This window comes from Paenibacillus sp. FSL F4-0087 (assembly GCF_038020215.1).
Taxonomy (GTDB): domain Bacteria; phylum Bacillota; class Bacilli; order Paenibacillales; family Paenibacillaceae; genus Paenibacillus; species Paenibacillus taichungensis.
This window is the reverse complement of the sequence record NZ_JBBODJ010000001.1, coordinates 254,132-277,024: the sequence shown is the minus strand read 5'-3', so window position 1 is coordinate 277,024 and position 22,893 is coordinate 254,132. Positions and strand designations below refer to the sequence as shown.

Sequence of the window (22,893 nt, the reverse complement as noted above, 5' to 3'; positions counted from 1 at the left end):
TTTGTTGGTTGAACGCCGAGGGTGTTCAATTCAAAGTGGAGGGTGAATAATTGGAACAGCCAGTATTTAAACGTGTTGTCTTAAAGGTCAGCGGAGAGTCTCTTTCCGGTCAAAATGGCTACGGTATTGATGCAGAGACGATCTCGTCGATTGCCCAGCAAGTAAAAGAAGTAGTTGAACTAGGTGTACAGGTTGCTATCGTGTGCGGCGGCGGAAACATCTGGCGCGGAATTGCCGGTAGCGAAAACGGCATCGACAGAGCAACTGCCGATTATATGGGGATGCTTGCGACGGTTATGAACTCGCTCGCCCTGCAAGATGCACTGGAACAGATTGAAGTGCCTACTCGCGTACAGACATCGATTGCCATGCAACAAATTGCGGAGCCTTATATTCGTCGTAGAGCTATCCGTCATCTGGAGAAAGGCCGGGTCGTTATTTTTGCAGCAGGTACAGGTAACCCGTTCTTCTCCACCGATACAACAGCAGCACTGCGCGCAGCAGAGATCGAAGCAGAAGTCATCTTAATGGCCAAAAATAAAGTTGATGGTGTATACTCAGCAGATCCGTTTAAAGACAGCACAGCTGTCAAGTTTGATCAGTTGACTTACATGGATATACTTAACAAAGATCTTGGTGTAATGGACTCAACGGCGTCCTCGCTGTGTAAGGACAACAACATTCCGTTGATCGTATTTGCCATTACGGAACAAGGTAACATCAAACGTGTTGTTCTTGGTGAACGCATCGGGACAATCGTTAAAGGGAGTGTAGATTAATGCCACAAGCGGTTAAAAAACATGCCGAAGAACGTATGGATAAAGCGATTCAAGCGTTACGACGTGATCTTGCCACTTTGCGTGCAGGTCGTGCAACTCCGGCTCTTCTCGACCGGATTCAAGTAGAGTATTACGGTGCAATGACTCCGCTCAACCAATTGGCTAATATCAGTACACCGGATTCCCGGACACTGATGATCCAGCCGTGGGATAAATCCTCCATGGGGGATATTGAGCGTGCAATTATGAAATCGGATCTTGGCCTTACGCCAGCGAACGACGGAACTATGATTCGTCTGTCCATTCCGGCACTTACGGAAGAACGCAGACAAGAACTTGTGAAGTTGACGAAAAAGTTCGGTGAAGAAGGCAAAGTAGCCATTCGTAATATTCGCCGTGATGCGAATGATGATATTAAAAAAATGGAGAAGTCAGACATTTCCGAGGACGAGTCCCGGAGACATCAAGACGACATCCAAAAATCGACCGATAAGTTTATTGCTGAAGTCGATAAGGTACTCGCTGCCAAAGAAAAAGAAATCATGGAAGTGTAAGACAAGCGCAGCCCCTCCAATACGGTGGGGTTTTGTCTCTTTTTCCAAGCTTCAGGTGAAGAAACTTCAGGGATTTTGGAGGAACAGGAATGATCAAACGGGTTCGGTCGTGGTGGAATGGGGCTGACAAGCAGGAAACGCTGACTATATCCGAGGATAATATCCCGCAGCACGTCGCCATCATTATGGACGGCAATGGACGATGGGCGAAACGTTTGGGTCTCCCACGAATAGCTGGCCACCAGAATGGGATGAAGGCGGTCAAACGTGCGACCATCGCGGCGGATGAACTGGGCATCAAATATCTGACGATGTACGCTTTTTCGACAGAAAACTGGACGCGTCCAAAAGAAGAAGTGGATTTTCTGATGCGGCTTCCGCAAGAATTTTTGGCGATAGAGCTGGATGAGCTTATAGAAAAAAATGTACGCATCCGTATGATGGGCCAGGAAGAACATTTGCCTTCCCATACCATTAATGCTTTGCGTGAAGCTATTCGTCTTACGGAACATAACACAGGGCTTGTTTTGAATTTTGCAATGAACTACGGAAGTCGTCGCGAAATGACGGACTGTGTCAAACAGATCGCTCTGCAGGTAAAGTCGGGGGAACTATCGGCAGACGACATTACGCCTGAACTCATTGACAGACATATGCTCACTGGGGATATGCCTGATCCGGATTTGCTGATCCGGACGAGCGGAGAGTTGAGATTAAGCAATTTCATGCTTTGGCAGCTCGCATATAGCGAACTATGGTTTACGGATATATACTGGCCCGAATTTGGCAAAAAGCATTTGCTTGAAGCAGTAGCCGAATATCAGCGCAGAACAAGGCGTTACGGCGGTTTGAAATAGATGGAGGATGAAGCCGTTGAAACAGCGATTAACGACAGGAATCATAGCAGGTGTGTTGTTTTTGGGTTTTTGCATGCTGGGCGGACCCTGGTACCATGGCTTGGTATTGCTCATGGCTCTCATCGGTTATTATGAATTTGTTAAAATGACCGGGGTACAGCCTTTTTCGGGTGTAGCCCTAATTGGTTATGCAGGTATCTTTGCGATTGTGTTTCCTTGGGAAATGATTTGGGAAGTTAGACCACTAACGTTATTCCAGATCGGATGGCTTGTGATGCTTGTATTAATGACTGCCTCTGTGGTAACTAAAAACAAGATTCCTGTAAACACTGTTGCCATGCTCTTTCTGGGAGTAATGTATATTGGAATCGGTTTTTATTACATCGCGGAATCCAGACATTTGCATCATGGGTTGTTCTGGACGTTTCTGCTTCTGGGCTCCATATGGGCAAGTGATGCAGGTGCCTATTTTGTAGGGAAACTTATCGGGAAGAACAAACTTTGGCCGTCGATCAGTCCTAATAAAACGGTGGAAGGTGCACTGGGTGGTATTGTGATCGCTGTAATCACTTCTGTTGTTTTTGCATTGGTGTCAGACGGCTTGTTGTCTTGGCAAAGAGCGGTATGGATTGGGATTGCATGTGCGGTTGTAGGACAAATGGGAGATCTGATTCAATCTGCTTACAAACGTGTGTATAACATCAAAGATTCCGGCACTTTGCTCCCGGGGCATGGCGGTATTCTGGATCGATGCGACAGCTGGATTGTCGTTTTTCCATTCGTACATATACTAATGCTTCTGCCCTATTAAAAATGAGCACAAGCCATATGACGAACTATTCGTCATAGGCTTTGGATAAATAAAGATGAGGTGCAGCATGAAAAAAATTGCGATTCTTGGGTCAACCGGTTCCATTGGAACTCAGACACTGGATGTAGTCGATATGCATCCCGAACGCTTTCAAGTAGAGGGACTGGCTGCTGGGAGCAATATAGAGTTGCTGATTGAGCAAGCGAAGCGTTATCGACCCAAAAAGGTATCAGTTGGCTCAAAGGAGCTAGCAGAGACAGTGGCACCGCACTTACCTATCGAAACACAGCTTTTTTATGGCAAAGAAGGACTGGTGGAAGTCGCTGCCGGAACGGAAGCAGATACGGTTGTCACTGCTGTAATGGGGAGTGTTGGGCTTGAGTCGACCCTGGCTGCTATTGATGCAGGCAAACAGATTGGGCTGGCTAACAAAGAGACGCTAATTACAGCGGGACATATTGTTACTGCCAGAGCGGCTGCGAAAGGGGTACCGATTCTGCCTGTGGATAGTGAGCACTCGGCTATCTTCCAATGCTTGAATGGAGAACCTCGTGAACGCGTGATGGGAATTACACTTACGGCTTCTGGAGGATCATTCCGTGATTTGACTCGTGAACAGCTGAAGGAAGTTACCGTAGAAGATGCACTCAAACATCCCAACTGGTCGATGGGGTCGAAGATTACGATAGACTCGGCGACGATGGTGAATAAAGGGCTGGAAGTTATTGAAGCGCATTGGCTGTTTGGACTAAGTTATGATCAGATTGATGTGTTGCTTCACCCGGAGAGCATCATTCATTCCTACGTGGAGTTTAATGATACAAGCATTATTGCCCAGCTTGGCAATCCGGACATGCGTGTTCCCATTCAGTATGCACTGACCTATCCTGACCGCTTACCATCGCCTTCACAACGTCTATCCCTAACACAAGTGGGCAAGCTGCATTTCCGTGAGATGGATATGGAACGGTTCCCTTGTTTAAGAATGGCATACGAGTGTGGTAAAATGGGAGGAACCGCAGCAACGGCGTTTAATGCAGCCAACGAGGTTGCTGTAGCACGTTTCTTGCGTAAAGAGATTTCGTTCCTTAAAATAGAGGATATTATTGCTTCTGTGCTGGAGGCACACCGCAATGTGGACGAGCCTGATCTGGAGGAAATCGCAAGATGTGATCAGGAGAGCCGTCAACTTGCGTTCAGTCTGTAATCTCTTTTTTCAAGATAAAATGGAAGAAGTGATTCTCTTGTGCGGCATCAGAGAATAATGATAATCTAAAGGGACAGACTGCGGTTCGTGCCGTGAAGGAGGATGGATAGGGATTGGAAACCATACAAGTGGTATTTCTAACGGTGCTCATGTTCTTTGTCATCGTGACGGTTCATGAATGGGGACATTATTATTTTGCCAAACGCGCCGGTATTCTTGTACGGGAATTTGCGATCGGTTTTGGTCCCAAATTGTTCTCATATAAAAGAAACGAGACCCAGTTCACACTGCGTCTGCTGCCTTTTGGCGGGTATGCACGTATGGCTGGGGAAGATCCGGAACTGGTAGAAATTCAAGAAGGTCAGACCATTGCGGTAAGATCAGCTGATGACCAAGTCAAAATGATCTACCTCGATCAATTGGATAATCGCAAAAATGTAATTCGAGGTGAAGTCATCTCCATTGATATGGAGAATGCACTGAAATTGCAACTCGATGTGGATGGCGAAATTCAGCAGTACCGGATTCATCCGCAAGCGATGTTGGTGAGTCGGGGCAAACAAACCCAAATTGCACCTAAAGATCGTCAATTCGGCAGTAAAACGGTTGGTCAGCGGGCAATGGCGATTTTTGCCGGACCACTCATGAATTTCATCCTGGCATTTGTTTTATTTGCAGTCTATGCACAAATGGCTGGGGTTCCAGTTGAGAATCCGAAAAATCTGGAAATTGGCGAAGTGCTTGAAGGTGGAGCTGCCTACCAAGCGAACCTGCAAAAGGGAGATATCATTGAGACAATCAATGGTACGGCCATCGGCACGGATTCGCAAAAAATGGTGAGCATGATAGCTGATTCCAAAGACAAGCCGATGGAATGGACACTGCGCCGGGGGAATGAAACGTTTAATATTACGATCACACCTCGCGCGGTAGAAGGCCAGGAAGGCGGTAAAGTTGGTATTGTACCTACCCTGCCAACTCGTTCTGTTGGATTCGTGGAAACATTTAAAGTGTCCGGAGTAGCTATGGTAGATACGACCAGAGTAATCTTTGAAGGATTCAGACATCTCATTAATCAATTTAACATGGACGATATCGGTGGTCCGGTGCGTACGTTTGAGGTTACGGGCCAGATTGCAAAACAGGGTATTGAGCAATTAACCAGATGGGCTGCCATTTTGAGCCTTTATCTCGGTATCTTCAACCTGTTGCCTATCCCTGCGCTTGACGGTAGCCGTTTGGTTTTCCTGGGGATTGAGGCGCTTCGTGGCAGACCTGTTGACCCGAACCGGGAAGGTATGGTTCATTTTGTCGGCTTCGCCATGTTGTTTGTACTGATGCTAGCAGTAACATATAATGATATATTACGATTAATTAACGGATAATTATGGTTTGACTACGCTCTGTTTATTCAGAGATAGTCGTAATGGGAGGACGCTGGAGTCTTATGTCAAAGGAAAATGATAAACAGTTCGTGACTGAAATTACACCTCAGGGCGAGGATTTCTCACGCTGGTACATTGATGTTATTAAAAAAGCTGATCTCATGGACTATGCACCCGTACGCGGTTGTATTGTTTTCAAACCAGACGGATTTGAGATCTGGGAACATATTAAGGATGAGTTGGATCGTCGTTTCCGTGAAACGGGCCATCGCAATGCTTACTTCCCGATGTTCATTCCTGAGAGCTTTTTCCAAAAAGAAAAAGAACATGTTGAAGGCTTCAATCCCGAATTGCCTTGGGTTACGGAAGCTGGGGGAGAGAAGCTGGAAGAACGTCTGGCAATCCGTCCTACATCCGAAACGATTATTGGTCACATGTATTCCAAGTGGATTCAGTCTTATCGGGATCTTCCGGTATTGATCAACCAGTGGGCTAACGTAGTCCGTTGGGAAAAAAGAACGTTGCCTTTCCTTCGCACAAGTGAGTTCCTGTGGCAGGAAGGTCACACTGCGCATGAGACCGAAGAAGAAGCACGTGAAGAAACAATGAAAATGCTTCAGATTTATCGTGAAGTGGTTGAAGAGTATTTGGCTATTCCGGTAATTGTGGGTCAGAAAACCAAATCCGAGAAGTTTGCGGGTGCGGTGGATACGTACTCGATCGAAGCCATGATGAAGGATGGACGTGCTGTACAAGCAGGTACATCACACTACATGGGAACTAACTTTGCAAAAGCATTTGAAATTCAGTATCTTAGCAGGAATAATGTGCTGGAGCTGGCTTACACCACTTCATGGGGGGTAAGCACACGTTTAATCGGTGCGTTAATTATGGTTCACGGAGATGACCGTGGTCTGGTTCTTCCTCCTAAAGTTGCACCAACGCAAGTGGTTATGATTCCAATTGGACCGCCAAAAACACGTGATGCCGTTGTAGGCCGTGCGGACGAGTTGTTCGCTGAACTGAAACAAGCGGGAATTCGTGTGAAAATGGATGATCGCAGTGATGTTCGTCCAGGCTGGAAATTCAACGAATATGAGATGCGTGGTGTTCCGATTCGTCTCGAAATTGGTCCGCGTGATATGGAGAACGGTGTATGTGTTCTCGTTTCCCGGATTACTGGAGAGAAGAAAGTCGTTGAACAAGCAAATCTGGTGGAAGAAATCCAGACTATGCTGACTCAAGTGCAAGCCGATATGCTACAACGTGCTCGCACGTTTATGTCGGACAACTTCTACTCTGTAGATACGCTTGATGAGATGAAGGAATTGATGGAAAACAAACGCGGGTTCACACTGGCTGGATGGTGCGGTTCTGAAGCTTGCGAAGATAAAGTAAGAGAAGTAACAGGTGCAACAAGCCGGAACATTCCGTTCCAGCCTGCGGAAGAAAAGCATACGTGCCTGGCTTGTGGTGAAGAGGCGAAACACACGGTAGTGTTTGCAAGAGCGTACTAAGTCAGGATAACCTGACTAACGGCACTTATTCACCGTAAGAGTAAGGAATGGAGAGCTTCTGTCGGATAAAATGAGTCGGTGCGGGTTCGGATCGGGGACATTTTTGAATGCAGAGGCTTTTCCTGTTTTAAGGGGGTACGAGGAGGAACACGATGAGTGGATTCGAGGAGAAGAGAAAACGGTTTGAGTTGTTGATGAAACAGACGGAACTTCCGGCTGGTCTAATAGAGCCCTACTTTTTGGATGGATGGATTGAACGGGTGGAGACAAGCCGTAGCAACCGCGACTGGACTATTGTGATTGCTAAAGATACCTTGGTTCCTGCTCCAATCTATCGAACATTTTGCCTGCACATCCAGGAGAAAATGAATCACATTTCCAAGATCACGTTTGGTTTCAAATATAGTGATCAGGTCGAGATTGGTGATATTGTCAGTGAATATTGGAACTTGTTCCTTGAATGGGTTACAAGGGAAATTCCATCTGTTAATGGTTGGATGAACCGCACCAAGTTCGAATGTGAAGCAGATCTGCTGCAATTGACCATGAGTGATGCCATGTCGATGGAGCTTGCGAAGAAGAAACAGATCGATCAAGCTATAACTACTTTTTATGATAAGTATTTTCAACTGCCCTTGCGGGTCAAATTGCTGGTTGGTGAGGTTGAAAGCAACAAAGAGGCGATGGAACAATTCCAGCTCAAGAAGCGGGAAGAAGAGCTTCAAGTTATTGAGCAGATGATGAGTGAAGTTGACTCGGAAATGCCTGAAGAGGAAGAACAGGGCGATGTTCGTTTACAGATGGGATATGATATCAAGGAACCACCTGTACCTATGCAGGAAATTCAGGATGAAGAGAAAAAGGTTACGTTGCAGGGAACGGTCTTCGGTCTGGATCGCAAGGAGTTGCGGAACGGGAATACGTTGTTTACTTTTTATCTGACGGATTTCACGGATTCCATGCAAATGAAGATGTTTGCCAAAACAAAAGAGGATGTCAAAATCCTGAGCTTGCTGGCCAATGGGAAATGGGTGAAAGTGCGTGGCCGTGTAGAATACGACCGGTTTATGCAAATTCCGGAACTTGCCATGATTCCTTCAGATTTGGTTGAAGTAAAGGCACCGCCATCCCGTAAGGACAATGCAGCTGAGAAACGGGTTGAGTTCCATCTGCACTCCACAATGAGTACAATGGATGCCGTAACTTCGATCGACAAATACGTAAAGACTGCAGCGGAATGGGGACACAAGGCAATCGCCGTAAGTGATCATGGCGGTGTGCAGGTGTATCCGGAGGCGTCCAAAGCGGCCAAGAAAAACGGAATTAAAATGATCTACGGCCTTGAGGCCAATGTGGTGAATGATTCGGTTGCTGTTGTTATGGCACCACAGCCGTTGGAACTCAAATCAGCGACATATATCGTGTTTGATATTGAGACCACAGGTCTGTCTGTAACCCAGAACAAGATCATCGAAATTGCGGCAGTGAAGGTAGAGGACGGTAAAGAAATTGACCGCTTTGCTACGTTTGTAAATCCGCATGAGCGCATCCCATATAACATTCAGCAGTTGACTAATATTAACGATGAAATGGTGAAGGATGCACCTGAGCTAGAACCGGTTATTCATGATTTTGTGAAGTTTGCCGGAGATGGCGTACTGGTTGCACATAATGCACGATTCGATATGGGCTTTATTCAGGCTTCGCTGAAACAGCTTGGCATGCCTGAGCTTCAGAACCCTGTACTCGATACTTTGGAACTGGCACGGTTGTTATATCCAAAAATGAAGAACCACCGTCTGAATACGCTGGCGGATAAATATAAAGTAGCACTGGAAAGTCATCACCGGGCGATTGATGATACGATTGCGCTCGCTGGTATACTGAATGGATTGGTTAATGATGCCGCTCAGATGAAAGGCCTGACCATGCTTGATCGGCTTAATGATTATGTCGGAGTTGATCTTTCGAATACGCGTCCATTCCATTGCGGCATCTATGCTTTGAATGATGTCGGCAAAAAGAATCTCTATAAACTGGTATCACTTTCTCATACAGAGCATTTCAAACGGGTGCCTTGTATTCCAAAATCGAAGCTGATCAATTTGCGTGAAGGTCTCATTATTTTATCGGGTTGTGAAAAAGGTGAGTTTTTCGAGGCTGTGTTGAACAAATCGCTTGAAGAGGCGGAAGAGATAGCGCATTTCTATGACATTCTGGAGATCCAGCCTTTGACAATGTATATGCATTTGGTGGACAAAGGGCTCGTGGCTACGCCAGAGGAATTGAAGCTCGCTGTTCGTAAAGTTGTTGACATTGGTCAAAAATTGGGGAAACCGGTAATAGCCACAGGTAACGTGCATTATCTCGAGCCGCGCGACAAGCTATATCGGGATATCACGATTCACGGAATTACGGGGTTCAGCCCGCTCAAAGATCAACGTAAACCGGATGCTCATCTAAGAACGACGGATGAAATGCTGGAAGAGTTCCAGTACCTGGGCCAAGATAAAGCCTACGAAGTCGTTGTTACGAATACGGTTGAATTGGCAGATCGGTTCGAGGAAATCAAGCTGTTCCCGGACAAGCTGTTCACTCCGATTTTGGAAGGCGCAGACGATGAGATCCGTAATACCTGCTATAATACCGCCAAGTCGATTTATGGTGAGGAACTGCCGGAAGTGATTGTGGCACGACTGGAGAAAGAATTGAATCCAATTATCAAATACGGTTTTTCTGCCAACTATCTGATCTCGGAACGTTTGGTTAAAAAATCGAATCAGGACGGGTACCTTGTCGGATCACGGGGATCAGTTGGTTCTTCTGTAGTTGCTACTTTCCTGGGGATTTCCGAGGTTAATCCGTTGCCAGCGCACTATATTTGTGTAAATCCGGAGTGTAAGCACAGTGAGTGGTTCCTCGACGGAAGTGTGCCGAGTGGATTTGACCTTCCTGAGAAAGAATGCCCTGATTGTGGAGGCCGGTTAAAAGGCGAAGGGCAAGATATTCCGTTTGAGACGTTCCTTGGTTTTAAAGGGGACAAGGTTCCCGATATTGACTTGAACTTCTCGGGTGATTATCAGCCGCATGCCCATAACTATACGAAGGTGCTTTTCAGCGAAAAGAGTGTGTTCCGTGCGGGCACAATTGGTACGGTAGCTGAAAAAACAGCATTTGGTTTTGCCAAGAAATATGAGGAGGAACATCATAAGAAATGGCGAGGAGCAGAACTGAACCGTTTGGCCTCCGGTTGTACCGGGGTTAAACGTAGTACAGGACAGCATCCCGGTGGTATTGTTGTTGTACCGGATTATATTGAAGTGGAAGATGTAACGCCTGTGCAATTCCCGGCGGATGACGTTAATGCGGAGTGGAAAACAACACACTTTGACTATCACGCCTTCGAAGAGAACTTGCTAAAACTCGATATTCTGGGGCACGATGATCCAACTATGATGCGGATGCTGCAGGATTTGACAGGTATCGATCCAACGACCATTCCGATGAATGATCCTAAGGTCATGAGCATGTTCAACTCTACCGAAGCACTCGGCGTTACGCCAGAGCAGATTCGTTCACCAGTTGCCACTTTTGGTGTACCAGAGATGGGGACTAAGTTTGTACGTCAGATGCTTATTGAATCCCAGCCTTCGTCTTTTGCCGATCTACTCCAAATCTCCGGATTGTCTCATGGTACGGGGGTATGGCTTGGTAATGCACAAGATCTAATCAAAAATGGAACTTGTAACATCAAAACGGTGATTGGTTGCCGGGATGATATCATGTTGTTCCTGATCTATAAGGCGGGCATGGACGCCAGTCTTGCCTTTAAAATTACGGAGAGTGTGCGTAAGGGACGTGGTTTGCCGCAAGAATGGATTGATGAGATGAAAAATTGCAAGGTGCCGCAATGGTACATTGATTCCTGTCTTAAAATCCAGTACATGTTTCCAAAGGCCCACGCGGCCGCTTATGTTATCTCAGCAGTGCGTACAGCTTTCTTTAAGCTGTACCACCCAATTGAATACTACGCGACATACTTCACAGTTCGTGCCGATGAGTTTGACATTGAACTGGTATGTCAGGGCTATGAGCCCATCTATCGGAAGATCGTAGAAATTGAACAATTAGGTTTCCAGGCACCGCCAAAAGAAAAAAACATGCTGCCTGTCCTTGAGATGGCATTGGAAATGGCAGCACGCGGATTCTCACTCAAGCCGATTGATCTGTATCGCTCGGAAGCAACGAAGTTTATTGTTGACGGAAATTCTCTTATTCCTCCGTTTTCGGCACTGGGAGGAATCGGGGATAATGCTGCACGCAATATCGCTGCGGCAAGAGAGCATGGAGAATTCCTTTCGATTGAAGATTTTCAGCAAAAGTCTAAAGCAAGTAAAACAATTGTTGAGTTGCTGACGGGCATGGGATGCTTCCGCGGTTTGCCGGAAAGCAATCAATTATCCTTGTTCTAAAATGGCATTTTGAGTATCTATTTATGGTCTGTAATGTGATTACGTAAATTTTTCTTCATTAGTGGTTAAAATGGCTGAGTGATCGCTTACTTGTCACTATTACCAGACTATGTTATAATTTTTGAAGTGAACGAGATAGTACGAATTTCTAAAGAGTGGGGAAACCCACTCTTTAGTCTTTGGTATACAAGAATCTTGGGTAATGAAGAAATTGCCAGCCATTATTTGCTGGTGTAACCTAAGTTGGAGGTTATCGGTTTTGAGCACAACGAACATTAAATCTACCGTGGAAGAAATGATCCAACCCTACTTGAACGAACAAGGCTTCGAGCTGGTTGACATCGAATACGTCAAAGAAGGCAGCAACTGGTTTTTACGGGTGTATGTCGACAAAGAGGGTGGCATCGACATCGATGATTGTGTCTTGATCAGCGAAAAGCTAAGCGCCAAGCTGGATGAGAACGATCCGATTCCGACCATCTATTTCCTTGAAGTGTCTTCTCCCGGTGCGGAGCGTCCACTGAAAAAACCGGAGGACGTTGCCAAATCCGTAGGTAAAAACGTATTTGTTACAACCTACGAGCCGGTAAATGGTATAAAGGAATTTGAAGGCAAGCTGCTTTCCTTTGATGACGGGGAACTTGTGATCGAAGCAGGCAAGAAACAGCATGCCATTCTTTATGACAAGGTTGCGAGTGCGCGCCTGGCCATTCTGTTTTAAGTGCCTTGTTCACTTATTAATGAAAAAAGACACATCTCACGATAACGGCAAGGTGCTCATGAGTTTAGAGCCTTTCGCCGTTTTACGTATGAGATGCCATGTTTGAAAGGGGGATCAACATTCATGAGTATGGATTTTATTGAAGCAATGAATGAATTGGAGCGGGAAAAAGGGATCAGCAAGGATGTGCTGTTTGAAGCGATCGAGGCAGCACTCATCTCCAGCTACAAGCGTAATTTCAACACCGCCCAGAATGTGCGTGTTGACATGAACCGTAATACGGGTGTTATCCGGGTGTATGCCCGCAAATTGATCGTGGAAGAAGTCCTGGATTCACGTACCGAAATTTCATTGCCTGCTGCACGAGAGATCAACCCACACTTCCAGCTGGAAGATATTGCGGAGATTGAAGTTACGCCGCGTGATTTCGGACGTATCGCCGCACAAACTGCCAAACAGGTAGTGACCCAGCGGATTCGTGAAGCCGAACGCGGCCTGATCTACAACGCTTTCGTTGATAAGGAAGAAGATATCGTTACGGGAGTGGTGCAGCGTCAGGATTTGCGCAATATCTACATCGATCTGGGCAAAATCGAAGCGGCATTGCCGCTGACCGAATTGATGCCGAACGAGAAGTTTGTTCATGGTGACCGTATTAAAGCGTACATCACCAAGGTCGAGAATACGACCAAAGGGCCGCAAATCATTTTGTCCCGTACACATCCGGGCTTGTTGAAACGTCTCTTTGAACTGGAAGTACCTGAAATTTTTGACGGTGTAGTCGAGATCCGCTCCGTCGCACGTGAAGCGGGCTTCCGCTCCAAAATTGCTGTTCATTCCCGCAATGAGGAAGTTGATCCAGTTGGATCATGTGTAGGTCCTAAGGGAATGCGCGTGCAGACCATTGTGGGTGAGCTGCGCGGTGAAAAAATTGACATCGTTCGTTTCTCCGACCAGGTAGACGAATATGTGGCAAATGCACTTAGTCCTTCCAAAGTATTGGAAGTTCAAGTATTCGAGGAAGAAAAGATGGCTCGGGTTATTGTTCCTGACTATCAGCTGTCCCTCGCCATTGGGATCAAAGGCCAAAATGCCCGATTGGCAGCCAAACTGACCGGCTGGAAAATCGACATTAAGAGCGAGAGCCAGGCGGAACAGGAATTCGGCAGAGAGAAAGATTCTTCTTCGGAAATGCACCAAGATTCCGTCTCCGTCGACTAAAGTAAAGCACGGGGGGGCGCTAACGTATGAAAACTAAAAAAGTACCGCTGCGCAAATGTGTGGCGTGTCAGGAAATGATGCCCAAAAAGCAGCTGATCCGTATCGTTAAAACGCCAGAGGATGAAGTGCTGATCGATTTGACTGGCAAAAAGTCCGGACGTGGTGCTTATTTATGCGGCAAAGAGTCCTGTTTTAAGCTTGCACTCAAAAACCGGTCTTTGGATCGGGCGCTCAAGGGCAAAGTCTCACCGGAAATTTATGAGCAATTGGCAGCTGATTTCGTTGCGGTAGAGGACGAATTCATAGCAGCACAGGAGCGTGAACATGATGAATAATAAAACATTGTCTTATCTGGGACTCTCCATGCGTGCAGGCAAACTTGTAACAGGTGAAGAAATTGTACTTAAAGCGATCCGTTCTTCCGAAGCTAAAATGGTTATTGTTGCGGGTGACGCCTCGGCCAATACACAAAAGAAATTTCGCGACAAATGCGGGACATATAAAGTTCCACTGGTGATCGGATTTGACCGGGATAGTCTGGGTTCAAGTATCGGTAAAGAAACGCGGGTTGTTCTTGCAGTAACGGATCGAGGGTTTGCAAAAATGATCTCCAAGCAAGTCGGTATAATGTCGGAGGTGGAGTATATTGAGTAAACAGGAAAACAAGGATAAATTGCGAGTTTATGAATATGCGAAGTCCCTTAATATGAGTAGTAAAGAAATTATAACCATTCTTAAAAAGCTGGATATTCCCGTAAACAATCATATGAGTGTCATGGAGAATGGTTCAGTCGGTAAGGTGGAACAATTTTTTAAAGATATAAAATCCACTGCCGCTTCCAAACAAAGTAACGAAGCAAAATCCGTTGCTACTTCGTCAGTGCGCAGTGACAAAACAGTGGACAGCAACAAGCCGGCCGGCGGAGTGAACACGCCGAATAGCAGCAACCCATCCGGTAGTCCCGTACAAACAAAAATACAACAGGAAAAGCAGGTAGGTATGAACAATAGACCAAATTCCAACAATAACAATGGCTCCCAAAGACCTAGCGGCCAAGACAGCCGCAACAGAACGAACTCTTCCCAAGGCTCAAGCCAAGGAGGACAATCAAGTAATCGTCCAAGACCAGCTCAAGGTGGACAAAGCAGTACAGCATCCCGTCCGCAAAGTACGGGTCAACGTCCAGCGAATAGTGGTGGCGGTCAAACAAGAAGCGCAGGACCGAACAGCGGTGGCAATACTGGCACTGGCGGCAACCGTACTGGTGGCCAAGGACAGAGCTCAGGACAAGGCCAACGCAGAGGCGGCCAAGGTAATTCCGGCAATAACAACAATAGCGGCAACCGTTCAAACAGCGGTGGCGGTGGACGTCGTTATGACGACAACCGTGGCGGCAACTTCCGCGGTAATCGTGGTGGCAAGAACAATCGCAACAGAAATCAACAACAGTACCAACAACGTGAGAAAATTGATAACACACCTAAGAAAATCATCGTACGTGGTGACATGACTGTTGGTGAAACAGCGAAGTTGCTCCATAAAGATGCTTCTGAAGTTATCAAAAAACTCATTGCAATGGGTGTAATGGCAACGATTAACCAAGAGCTTGATATCGAAACAATCCTGCTGCTTGCTGGAGAATTCGGTGTTGAGGTTGAAGTGAAAATTGTCCTTGAAGATGACCGCTTCGAAACACTTGAAGAGAATGATGATCCTGCTGACTTGCAGTCCCGTCCTCCGGTAGTTACGATCATGGGTCACGTTGACCATGGTAAAACAACATTGCTTGATGCGATTCGTTCAACGAATGTAACGGGTGGAGAAGCAGGCGGTATCACGCAGCATATCGGTGCTTATCAAGTTGAAATTAACAACAAAAAAATCACGTTCTTGGATACACCAGGTCACGAAGCGTTTACTGCTATGCGTGCACGTGGAGCACAGGTTACGGATATTACAATTATTGTTGTAGCTGCAGATGACGGTGTTATGCCACAAACGGTTGAGGCGATTAACCATGCCAAAGCTGCTGGACTGCCAATTATCGTAGCTGTCAACAAAATTGACAAGCCGGGTGCAGATGCGGATAAAGTAAAACAAGAATTGACCAACTATGAACTCGTTCCGGAAGAGTGGGGCGGTGACACCATCTTTGTTAACGTTTCGGCGAAACAAAGAATTGGTCTAGAAGGTCTGCTTGAAATGATCCTGCTCGTTGCAGAAGTGAACGAGTACAAAGCGAACCCGGACAAACGTGCCCGTGGTACAGTGATCGAAGCCGAGCTGGATAAAGGACGTGGCCCAGTTGCCCGTATTCTCGTGCAGCACGGTACATTGAAAGTCGGAGATGCTTTTGTTGCAGGTAACTGCTTCGGTCGTGTACGTGCGATGGTGAATGACAAAGGTCGCCGTTTAAAAGAAGCTGGACCTTCAACACCTGTAGAAATTACGGGTCTGACTGAAGTTCCAGGTGCGGGAGATCCGTTCATGGTGTTTGAAGATGAGCGTAAAGCGCGTTCTATCGCCGACAAACGTGCCATTACACAACGTGAATCCGATCTGGGTACAAACACACGTGTGACATTGGATGATTTGTTCCAACACATCAAAGACGGTGAAATCAAAGACTTGAACGTAATTATCAAAGGTGACGTACAAGGTTCGGTTGAAGCATTGAAAGGTTCCCTTGCGAAGATCGAAGTTGAAGGTGTACGCGTGAAGATTATTCATAGCGGCGCTGGTGCAATCACAGAGTCTGACATCATTTTGGCTGCAGCATCCAATGCCATCGTGATTGGTTTCAACGTTCGTCCTGATAATCAGGCGAAAGCGACTGCAGATCAAGAGCAAGTAGACATTCGTCTGCATCGCGTTATCTACAGCGTTATCGAAGAAATTGAACAAGCAATGAAAGGCATGCTTGATCCGATTTACAAAGAAAAAGTAATCGGTCATGCTGAAGTTCGGAGCACGTTCTCCATCAGTAAAGTCGGCACCATTGCTGGATGTATGGTTACCTCGGGTAAAATTACGCGTTCCGCGGAAGCACGCCTGATTCGTGATGGCATCGTCCTTTACGAAGGCAAGCTGGATTCCCTGAAACGTTACAAAGATGATGCCAAAGAAGTAGCCCAAGGTTACGAGTGCGGTATCACGCTGGATAAATACAATGATCTCAAAGAAGGCGACGTTATCGAAGCCTTCATTATGGAGACAGTACAACGATAAGCAAGGAAGCATGAGGTGAACAACGATGGCTAAGATTCGTACAGGTAGAGTGGGCGAGCAGATCAAGAAAGAATTAAGTCTACTCATCCAGTCTGAACTGAAAGATCCTCGTATCGGCTTTATTACCGTAACGGGAGTCGAAGTGACAGGCGACTTGTCGCAAGCCAAAGTTTATCTGAGTGTCTTTGGTGAACAGGAACAAAAGGATAACTCGCTTAAAGCGCTGGCAAAAGCAAATGGATTTTTGCGTTCAGAACTGGGCAAGCGTATCCGTTTTAGACACGTTCCCGAGTTGATATTCAAGATTGACGAATCTATTGCATATGGCAGCCGAATTGAGAAGCTGCTTGGTGATATCGGTACCGACAAGAACGAATCCGAGTAACAGAATAAAGGAGACGGCAATGCACACTTATGAACAGGCGCTTCAGGACGGAAAGCAATTTCTGCTGGAGCATGATGATTACCTGGTCGTGTCGCATGTACAGCCGGACGGTGACGCAGTCAGCTCGACGGTAACGGTGGGCTGGCTGCTGTCATGTCTGGGCAAGACATTCACGATGATTAATGAAGGTGAAATTCCACAACGCATGAACTTTCTGTGGGAAGCTGGCAAGATCGTGAACATGACCGAACAACCACCGGCGCGGAAATATAAAGCGATTATCTGTGTGGATTGTGCAGACTTTTCCAGAGTAGGCCTGACTCGTCATTATTTTGAAGATGATGCTGTTATTTTAAATATTGATCATCATCCAACCAATGACGCGTATGGAAAAGTAAACATCATTAAGCCAGACGCAGCAGCAACGGCTGAAATTCTGTTTGATTTCCTCAATCTTTTCCCAGTGAATTGGAATAAAGATGTGGCTACAGCAGTCTATACAGGATTGTTAACAGATACAGGTGGATTCCGCTATGCGAATACGAGTCCTAATGTGATGACCACTGCATCCAAATTGCTTGAACATGGTGTGAATGGACCTTATCTTGCACAGATTTTGCTTGAGCAGGTTACGCTCCCACAAGTCCGTATATTGAATCAGGCACTCTCAAGCCTGCAAATGACTGACGATGGCAAGATTGCCTGGGTGGTCATTACGCCTGAAGACATGATTGCTTGTGGAGCGGCTAATGAAGATCTTGAAGGGGTAGTCAATTACCCGCGTAACATTCAAGGTGTGGAAGTGGGCATCTTTTTTAAAGTAATCAATGACAATGCGGTGAAAGTATCTCTTCGGTCAGCTGGGAAGGTTGATGTCGCCTCGCTTGCACAGAACTTTGGTGGAGGCGGACATGTACTTGCAGCTGGATGTCGCGTAGAGGGCAAGTTGGAAGATATCGTCGAACTAGTGCTGAAGCAGGTGAATGCTCAATGGTAAAACCATTTGAAGGTGTACTTCCAGTGTATAAACCAGCGGGATTTACTTCTCATGATGTTGTGGCTAAAATGCGTCGCATTCTCAAAATGAAACGTATTGGTCATACAGGCACATTGGACCCGCAAGTTACTGGCGTACTACCGCTTTGCCTAGGACGGGCAACACGTGTGGTGGAGTACATGCAGGAGCTTCCCAAGGAATACCTGGCAACGCTACGACTGGGTCTGTCTACTGACACGGAGGATATGACAGGTGAAGTTATTGAACGGTCGGAGACAGCTGTTGAGGTGACACAGGAGCAGGTTCAGCAGGTGCTGGAGCAATTCCTGGGCACCATCTCACAGGTTCCACCTATGTATTCCGCGGTCAAAGTGGATGGGAAACGTCTCTACGAGCTTGCTCGTGAAGGAAAAACGGTAGAGCGTAAGAGTCGTGAAGTTACGATCTATGAACTGGAATTGACAGGAATTGAGAATCAAGGCGACACTACGGATATATCGTTCCGTGCTTTATGTTCCAAAGGAACCTATATTCGAACGTTATGCGTGGATATCGGCAAAAAATTGGGCTATCCGTCCACCATGCTACATCTGGAGCGTACGATATCGGCTGGAATCTCTGCTGATCATTGCCTTCATTTTGAAGAAGTGGAACAACGCATGATCGATGGAACGTTAGCCGAGGTGCTGATTCCGGTTGATGAAGCTATCTCTTCCATTCCAGCACATACGGTGGGTGCGGATCAGGCCAAGGGAGCCCTTCAGGGCCAGAAATTATCGGCGCGTTTGCTCGAACCGCCTGCAGAGCAACCTGGTCTACTGCGGTTATATGATCAGGATGGGACGTTTCTGGGGATATTTGAGCGGGATGAATTGAAAGCAACGGTGAGAGCTGTTAAAGTCTTTTTACCGGAATAAAGAGGTTCCTGGTTTGAGTGGTGGTACTCAAGCCTGGCCTATCAAGTGAAATGCAGGTGAATGATTGTGAAAACCGTAATGCTAACCTATCCGCAGACGTTACAATCGGCTGTTCAGGGCACACATCCCCAAGTGCTTGCGATCGGTCAATTTGACGGGCTGCATCTCGGACATGCAAGTGTCATTTTGTCAGCTGTCCGCATTGCACGCGAAACGGGCATGCAGGCAGCGGTGATGACCTTTCATCCTCATCCGAAGGAAGTTATGCGCAAAGGGGATTACGAGGGTTATTTAACTCCCTTGAGAGATAAAGAAGACATCCTGGCAGGGATGGGTGTAGACGTACTCTATGTGGTCGAATTCAATGAGGAGTTCTCAAGATTGACGCCACAGCAATTTGCACATGATCTGCTGCTTCCGCTTCAGACTCGAACAGCGGTAGTTGGTTTTGACTTCCGCTTCGGTCACAAGGGAGCAGGGGATGAGCAGCTTCTTCGCACATTGGGAGAAGGTGAAATGACGGTCGAAACTGTGCCTCCATTCCTGTTAAATGGTGAGAAGGTAAGCAGTTCTCTCATTCGTGGCCTGTTGAAGCGTGGAGAAATGGACGAAGCCAGCCAATGGCTCGGACGACCTTATAGTATCAGGGGAATTGTAATTCATGGAGAGAAACGTGGGCGAACCATTGGTTTTCCTACCGCTAACCTTGAACTTACGGATCATTATGTTACGCCAGCGAAAGGTGTTTACGCTGTTCGTGTGCAGTATGGGGAGCAGGAACTGCGCGGCGTCATGAACCTTGGTGTGAAACCTACCTTTCACGAAAACGGGATGAAACCTACGTTTGAGGTGCACTTGCTTGATTTTGATGGGCAGATATATGACCAGGAATTAAAGGTTGATCTCGTTCATTACATTCGTGCAGAGCGAAAATTTGACTCGATTGATGCCTTGATCAGTCAGATTCGTGAAGATGCATTAACCGCCGCCCGTCTGTTATCCTAAGGTCCAGGACAAAATACATGTTTACATTTACTTTGTCTTGGCAACTATGATATAATGTACTACGTTGTCGTTTGAGACAACACATAACCTTGGCTTGGTTACTTGCTCTCACCGGCGGTGACGAGGCTAATGGCGATTATAATGAAGGAGGTGAATAGGATGGCATTGACTCAAGAACGTAAACAACAACTGATCGACGAGCACAAAACTCATGAGTCCGATACTGGATCACCTGAGGTGCAAGTTGCTATCCTTACGGAAAACATCAGAAGTTTGACAGACCACTTGCGTACGCACAAGAAAGACCACCACTCACGTCGTGGACTTTTGAAAATGGTAGGTCAACGTCGTAAGCTTTTGGCTTACGTGAAAAACAAAGATGTTAAACGTTACAGCGCACTGATCGAAAAACTCGGATTGCGTCGTTAATTATCGTACATGTTTTCAAAATCAACCTGGCTGTTATCCGTCATTCCTTTGTCTAAAAGGACAAGCGGAGCTTACAGCCGGGTTGTTTTGTAGATGAACATGTTGCCATATATTTGTAGCTGATGGCTCCGCAAGGAGCTTTTGTTTTGCAAGTGAGCATGTTGCTGTGGAGTTAATGAATGCAGGACAAGCAGGAAATACTGTGAAAATGCAGAATCCATTGTGTTAGGAACGAATAAAAGGAGGGATTTCATGGAACAGCGTGTTGAAATGCAGCTTGGTGGAAGAACGCTTACGCTTGAAACAGGGCGTTTGGCCAAGCAGGCTAATGCTGCCGTTAAGGTAACATACGGGGATACCGTTGTATTGTGTACCGTGACAGCATCAAGTGAGCCTAAAGATCTGGACTTTTTCCCATTAACGGTAAACTATGAAGAAAGATTGTATGCCGTAGGTAAAATCCCAGGTGGATTTATTAAACGTGAAGGCAGACCAAGTGAGAAAGCGATTCTTTCGAGCCGTTTGACAGACCGTCCGATTCGTCCTTTGTTCCCTGAAGGTTTCCGGAATGATGTACAAGTTCTGAATATCGTTATGAGTGTGGATCAGGACTGCGAACCGCAAATTGCTGCCATGATCGGTACATCGGCTGCACTGAGCATTTCAGATGTTCCATTCAGCGGACCGATTGGTGGCGTAAAAGTTGGACGTATTAATGGTGAGTTCATCATCAACCCAACGATTGCACAGCTTGAGGTAAGTGAGATTGAACTCGTTGTTGCAGGAACCAAAGATGCCATTATGATGGTTGAAGCGGAAGCGAACGAAGTTCCGGAAGAAGTAATGCTGGAAGCAATCATGTTCGGACATGACGAGATCAAGAACATTGTTGCAGTCATTGAACAACTCGTACAAGTGGCCGGTAAAGAAAAAATGGCAGTTAAATTGCATGCCGTTAATGCTGAAGTTAACAGCAGTGTACGTGAGTTCGCCAGTGCTCGTCTGGTTGAAGCTGTTAAAATTGCTGAAAAACATGCACGTCAGGATGCAATCGATCTTGTGAATGACGAAACCGTTGCTCACTTCGAAGAGAAGTATATTGAGACTCCAGAACTGCTCAAAGATGTGAAAGAAGTGCTGCACGATATCGTTAAAGAAGAAGTGCGTCGCCTTATCACACATGATAAAGTTCGTCCGGATGGACGTGGACTCGCTGAGATCCGTCCAATTGAATGTGATACTTCCCTGCTGCCACGTACTCACGGTTCAGGTTTGTTCACTCGTGGTCAAACACAGGCGCTCAGCATTTGTACACTTGGTGCACTGGGTGATGTTCAAATTTTGGATGGAATCAGTCTTGAAGAAACGAAACGTTTCATGCATCACTATAACTTCCCACCGTTCAGCGTAGGTGAAGCTCGTCCATTGCGTGCTCCAGGCCGTCGTGAAATCGGACATGGTGCACTGGGTGAACGTGCTCTTTCTAAAGTAATTCCTTCCGAAACAGACTTCCCTTACACGATTCGTTTGGTATCCGAAGTATTGGAATCTAACGGTTCGACTTCACAGGCAAGTATCTGTGCCAGCACATTGGCTATGATGGATGCAGGTGTACCAATCAAAGCTCCGGTTGCGGGTGTAGCTATGGGTCTGATTAAAGACGGAGATCATGTATCCATCCTGAGTGACATTCAAGGTATGGAAGATCACCTCGGTGACATGGACTTCAAAGTAGCAGGAACACCTGATGGTGTAACAGCAATTCAAATGGACATCAAAATTGATGGAATTGATCGTCAAATTTTGTCTGAAGCATTGGCTCAAGCCAAAGAAGGTCGTATGCACATCTTGAGCAAAATGACCGAAGTGATGAAAACTCCACGTGAGCAGTTGTCACAATATGCTCCTAAAATTACAACCATGCATATCAATCCGGACAAAATCCGTGATGTTATCGGTGCAGGTGGTAAAATTATCAATAAAATCATCGAGGAAACCGGTGTTAAAATTGATATTGAACAGGATGGACGTGTCTTTATCGCCTCTTCTAACCAAGAGATGAATGATAAAGCTAAATCGATCATCGAAGGCATTGTACGTGAAGTACTGGTCGGCGAGATTTATGTAGGTAAAGTAAAACGTGTTGAGAAGTTTGGTGCATTCGTTGAAGTGCTGCCGAACAAAGAAGGTCTGGTACACATCTCACAATTGTCCACAGAGCGTGTTGCTAAAGTGGAAGATGTTGTTGCTATCGGTGATTCCATTACGGTAAAAGTAACGGAAATTGACCCACAAGGCCGTATCAACTTGTCCCGCAAAGCCGTATTGACTGCTGAAGCTCCAGCTCAATCATAGGCTGCGTGCCATCGTTTTTTTGAAAAGATAGATTGAATGAAGAGACAGAATG

Annotated in this window: 19 protein-coding genes; all 19 read left to right on the top strand. The window is 46.3% G+C overall.

Going from position 1 to position 22,893, the window contains the following annotated elements; genetic code table 11:
• The first annotated feature begins 50 nt into the window (after nucleotides 1-50).
• Complete coding sequence (pyrH, locus tag MHB84_RS01355) at nucleotides 51-779, top strand: UMP kinase (protein WP_024630245.1); 729 nt, start codon at nucleotides 51-53, stop codon at nucleotides 777-779.
• Entirely contained in the window at nucleotides 779-1,333 is a 555-nt protein-coding gene (frr, locus tag MHB84_RS01350; RefSeq protein ID WP_024630246.1) for a ribosome recycling factor, read from the top strand. The genes pyrH and frr overlap by 1 nt, the downstream gene beginning before the upstream one ends.
• Nucleotides 1,334-1,422: 89 nt before the next feature.
• Entirely contained in the window at nucleotides 1,423-2,190 is a 768-nt protein-coding gene (locus MHB84_RS01345) for an isoprenyl transferase (RefSeq protein ID WP_063566384.1), read from the top strand.
• Nucleotides 2,191-2,206: 16 nt separating this feature from the next.
• A complete protein-coding gene (locus MHB84_RS01340; protein ID WP_076289524.1) occupies nucleotides 2,207-3,001 on the top strand; it encodes a phosphatidate cytidylyltransferase in 795 nt (264 codons plus the stop codon).
• A 67-nt stretch (nucleotides 3,002-3,068) separates the two neighbouring features.
• Complete coding sequence (locus MHB84_RS01335; protein ID WP_076289525.1) at nucleotides 3,069-4,208, top strand: 1-deoxy-D-xylulose-5-phosphate reductoisomerase; 1,140 nt, start codon at nucleotides 3,069-3,071, stop codon at nucleotides 4,206-4,208.
• A 113-nt stretch (nucleotides 4,209-4,321) separates the two neighbouring features.
• Nucleotides 4,322-5,593 (top strand): RIP metalloprotease RseP, encoded by a 1,272-nt coding sequence (gene rseP / locus MHB84_RS01330; RefSeq protein WP_076289526.1) that lies wholly within the window; start codon nucleotides 4,322-4,324, stop codon nucleotides 5,591-5,593.
• 62 nt (nucleotides 5,594-5,655) lie between these two features.
• Nucleotides 5,656-7,110 (top strand): proline--tRNA ligase, encoded by a 1,455-nt coding sequence (gene proS, locus MHB84_RS01325; RefSeq protein WP_076289527.1) that lies wholly within the window; start codon nucleotides 5,656-5,658, stop codon nucleotides 7,108-7,110.
• Between the two features lie 152 nt (nucleotides 7,111-7,262).
• Nucleotides 7,263-11,582: a PolC-type DNA polymerase III gene (locus MHB84_RS01320; RefSeq protein WP_076289528.1), complete on the top strand. Its 4,320-nt coding sequence runs from the start codon at nucleotides 7,263-7,265 to the stop codon at nucleotides 11,580-11,582.
• Nucleotides 11,583-11,841: 259 nt separating this feature from the next.
• Entirely contained in the window at nucleotides 11,842-12,303 is a 462-nt protein-coding gene (gene rimP / locus MHB84_RS01315) for a ribosome maturation factor RimP (protein ID WP_062326086.1), read from the top strand.
• A gap of 123 nt (nucleotides 12,304-12,426) precedes the next feature.
• On the top strand, nucleotides 12,427-13,524 hold the full coding sequence (nusA, locus tag MHB84_RS01310) for a transcription termination factor NusA (RefSeq protein ID WP_062326087.1): 1,098 nt from the start codon (nucleotides 12,427-12,429) through the stop codon (nucleotides 13,522-13,524).
• A 26-nt stretch (nucleotides 13,525-13,550) separates the two neighbouring features.
• On the top strand, nucleotides 13,551-13,859 hold the full coding sequence (gene rnpM / locus MHB84_RS01305; protein WP_053783828.1) for an RNase P modulator RnpM: 309 nt from the start codon (nucleotides 13,551-13,553) through the stop codon (nucleotides 13,857-13,859).
• A complete protein-coding gene (locus MHB84_RS01300) occupies nucleotides 13,849-14,178 on the top strand; it encodes a YlxQ family RNA-binding protein (protein ID WP_029880929.1) in 330 nt (109 codons plus the stop codon). Before rnpM ends, MHB84_RS01300 begins: the two co-directional genes overlap by 11 nt.
• A complete protein-coding gene (gene infB / locus MHB84_RS01295; RefSeq protein WP_076289529.1) occupies nucleotides 14,171-16,753 on the top strand; it encodes a translation initiation factor IF-2 in 2,583 nt (860 codons plus the stop codon). Before MHB84_RS01300 ends, infB begins: the two co-directional genes overlap by 8 nt.
• Nucleotides 16,754-16,778: 25 nt before the next feature.
• Nucleotides 16,779-17,138 (top strand): 30S ribosome-binding factor RbfA, encoded by a 360-nt coding sequence (gene rbfA / locus MHB84_RS01290; RefSeq protein WP_062326091.1) that lies wholly within the window; start codon nucleotides 16,779-16,781, stop codon nucleotides 17,136-17,138.
• Nucleotides 17,139-17,157: 19 nt separating this feature from the next.
• Complete coding sequence (locus tag MHB84_RS01285; protein ID WP_076289530.1) at nucleotides 17,158-18,135, top strand: DHH family phosphoesterase; 978 nt, start codon at nucleotides 17,158-17,160, stop codon at nucleotides 18,133-18,135.
• Complete coding sequence (gene truB, locus MHB84_RS01280) at nucleotides 18,129-19,052, top strand: tRNA pseudouridine(55) synthase TruB (protein ID WP_076289531.1); 924 nt, start codon at nucleotides 18,129-18,131, stop codon at nucleotides 19,050-19,052. The genes MHB84_RS01285 and truB overlap by 7 nt, the downstream gene beginning before the upstream one ends.
• Nucleotides 19,053-19,118: 66 nt before the next feature.
• On the top strand, nucleotides 19,119-20,057 hold the full coding sequence (locus MHB84_RS01275) for a bifunctional riboflavin kinase/FAD synthetase (RefSeq protein ID WP_063566432.1): 939 nt from the start codon (nucleotides 19,119-19,121) through the stop codon (nucleotides 20,055-20,057).
• A 159-nt stretch (nucleotides 20,058-20,216) separates the two neighbouring features.
• On the top strand, nucleotides 20,217-20,486 hold the full coding sequence (gene rpsO / locus MHB84_RS01270; RefSeq protein ID WP_056700672.1) for a 30S ribosomal protein S15: 270 nt from the start codon (nucleotides 20,217-20,219) through the stop codon (nucleotides 20,484-20,486).
• Nucleotides 20,487-20,738: 252 nt separating this feature from the next.
• A complete protein-coding gene (gene pnp, locus MHB84_RS01265) occupies nucleotides 20,739-22,841 on the top strand; it encodes a polyribonucleotide nucleotidyltransferase (RefSeq protein ID WP_063566373.1) in 2,103 nt (700 codons plus the stop codon).
• The last annotated feature ends 52 nt before the right edge of the window (nucleotides 22,842-22,893 follow it).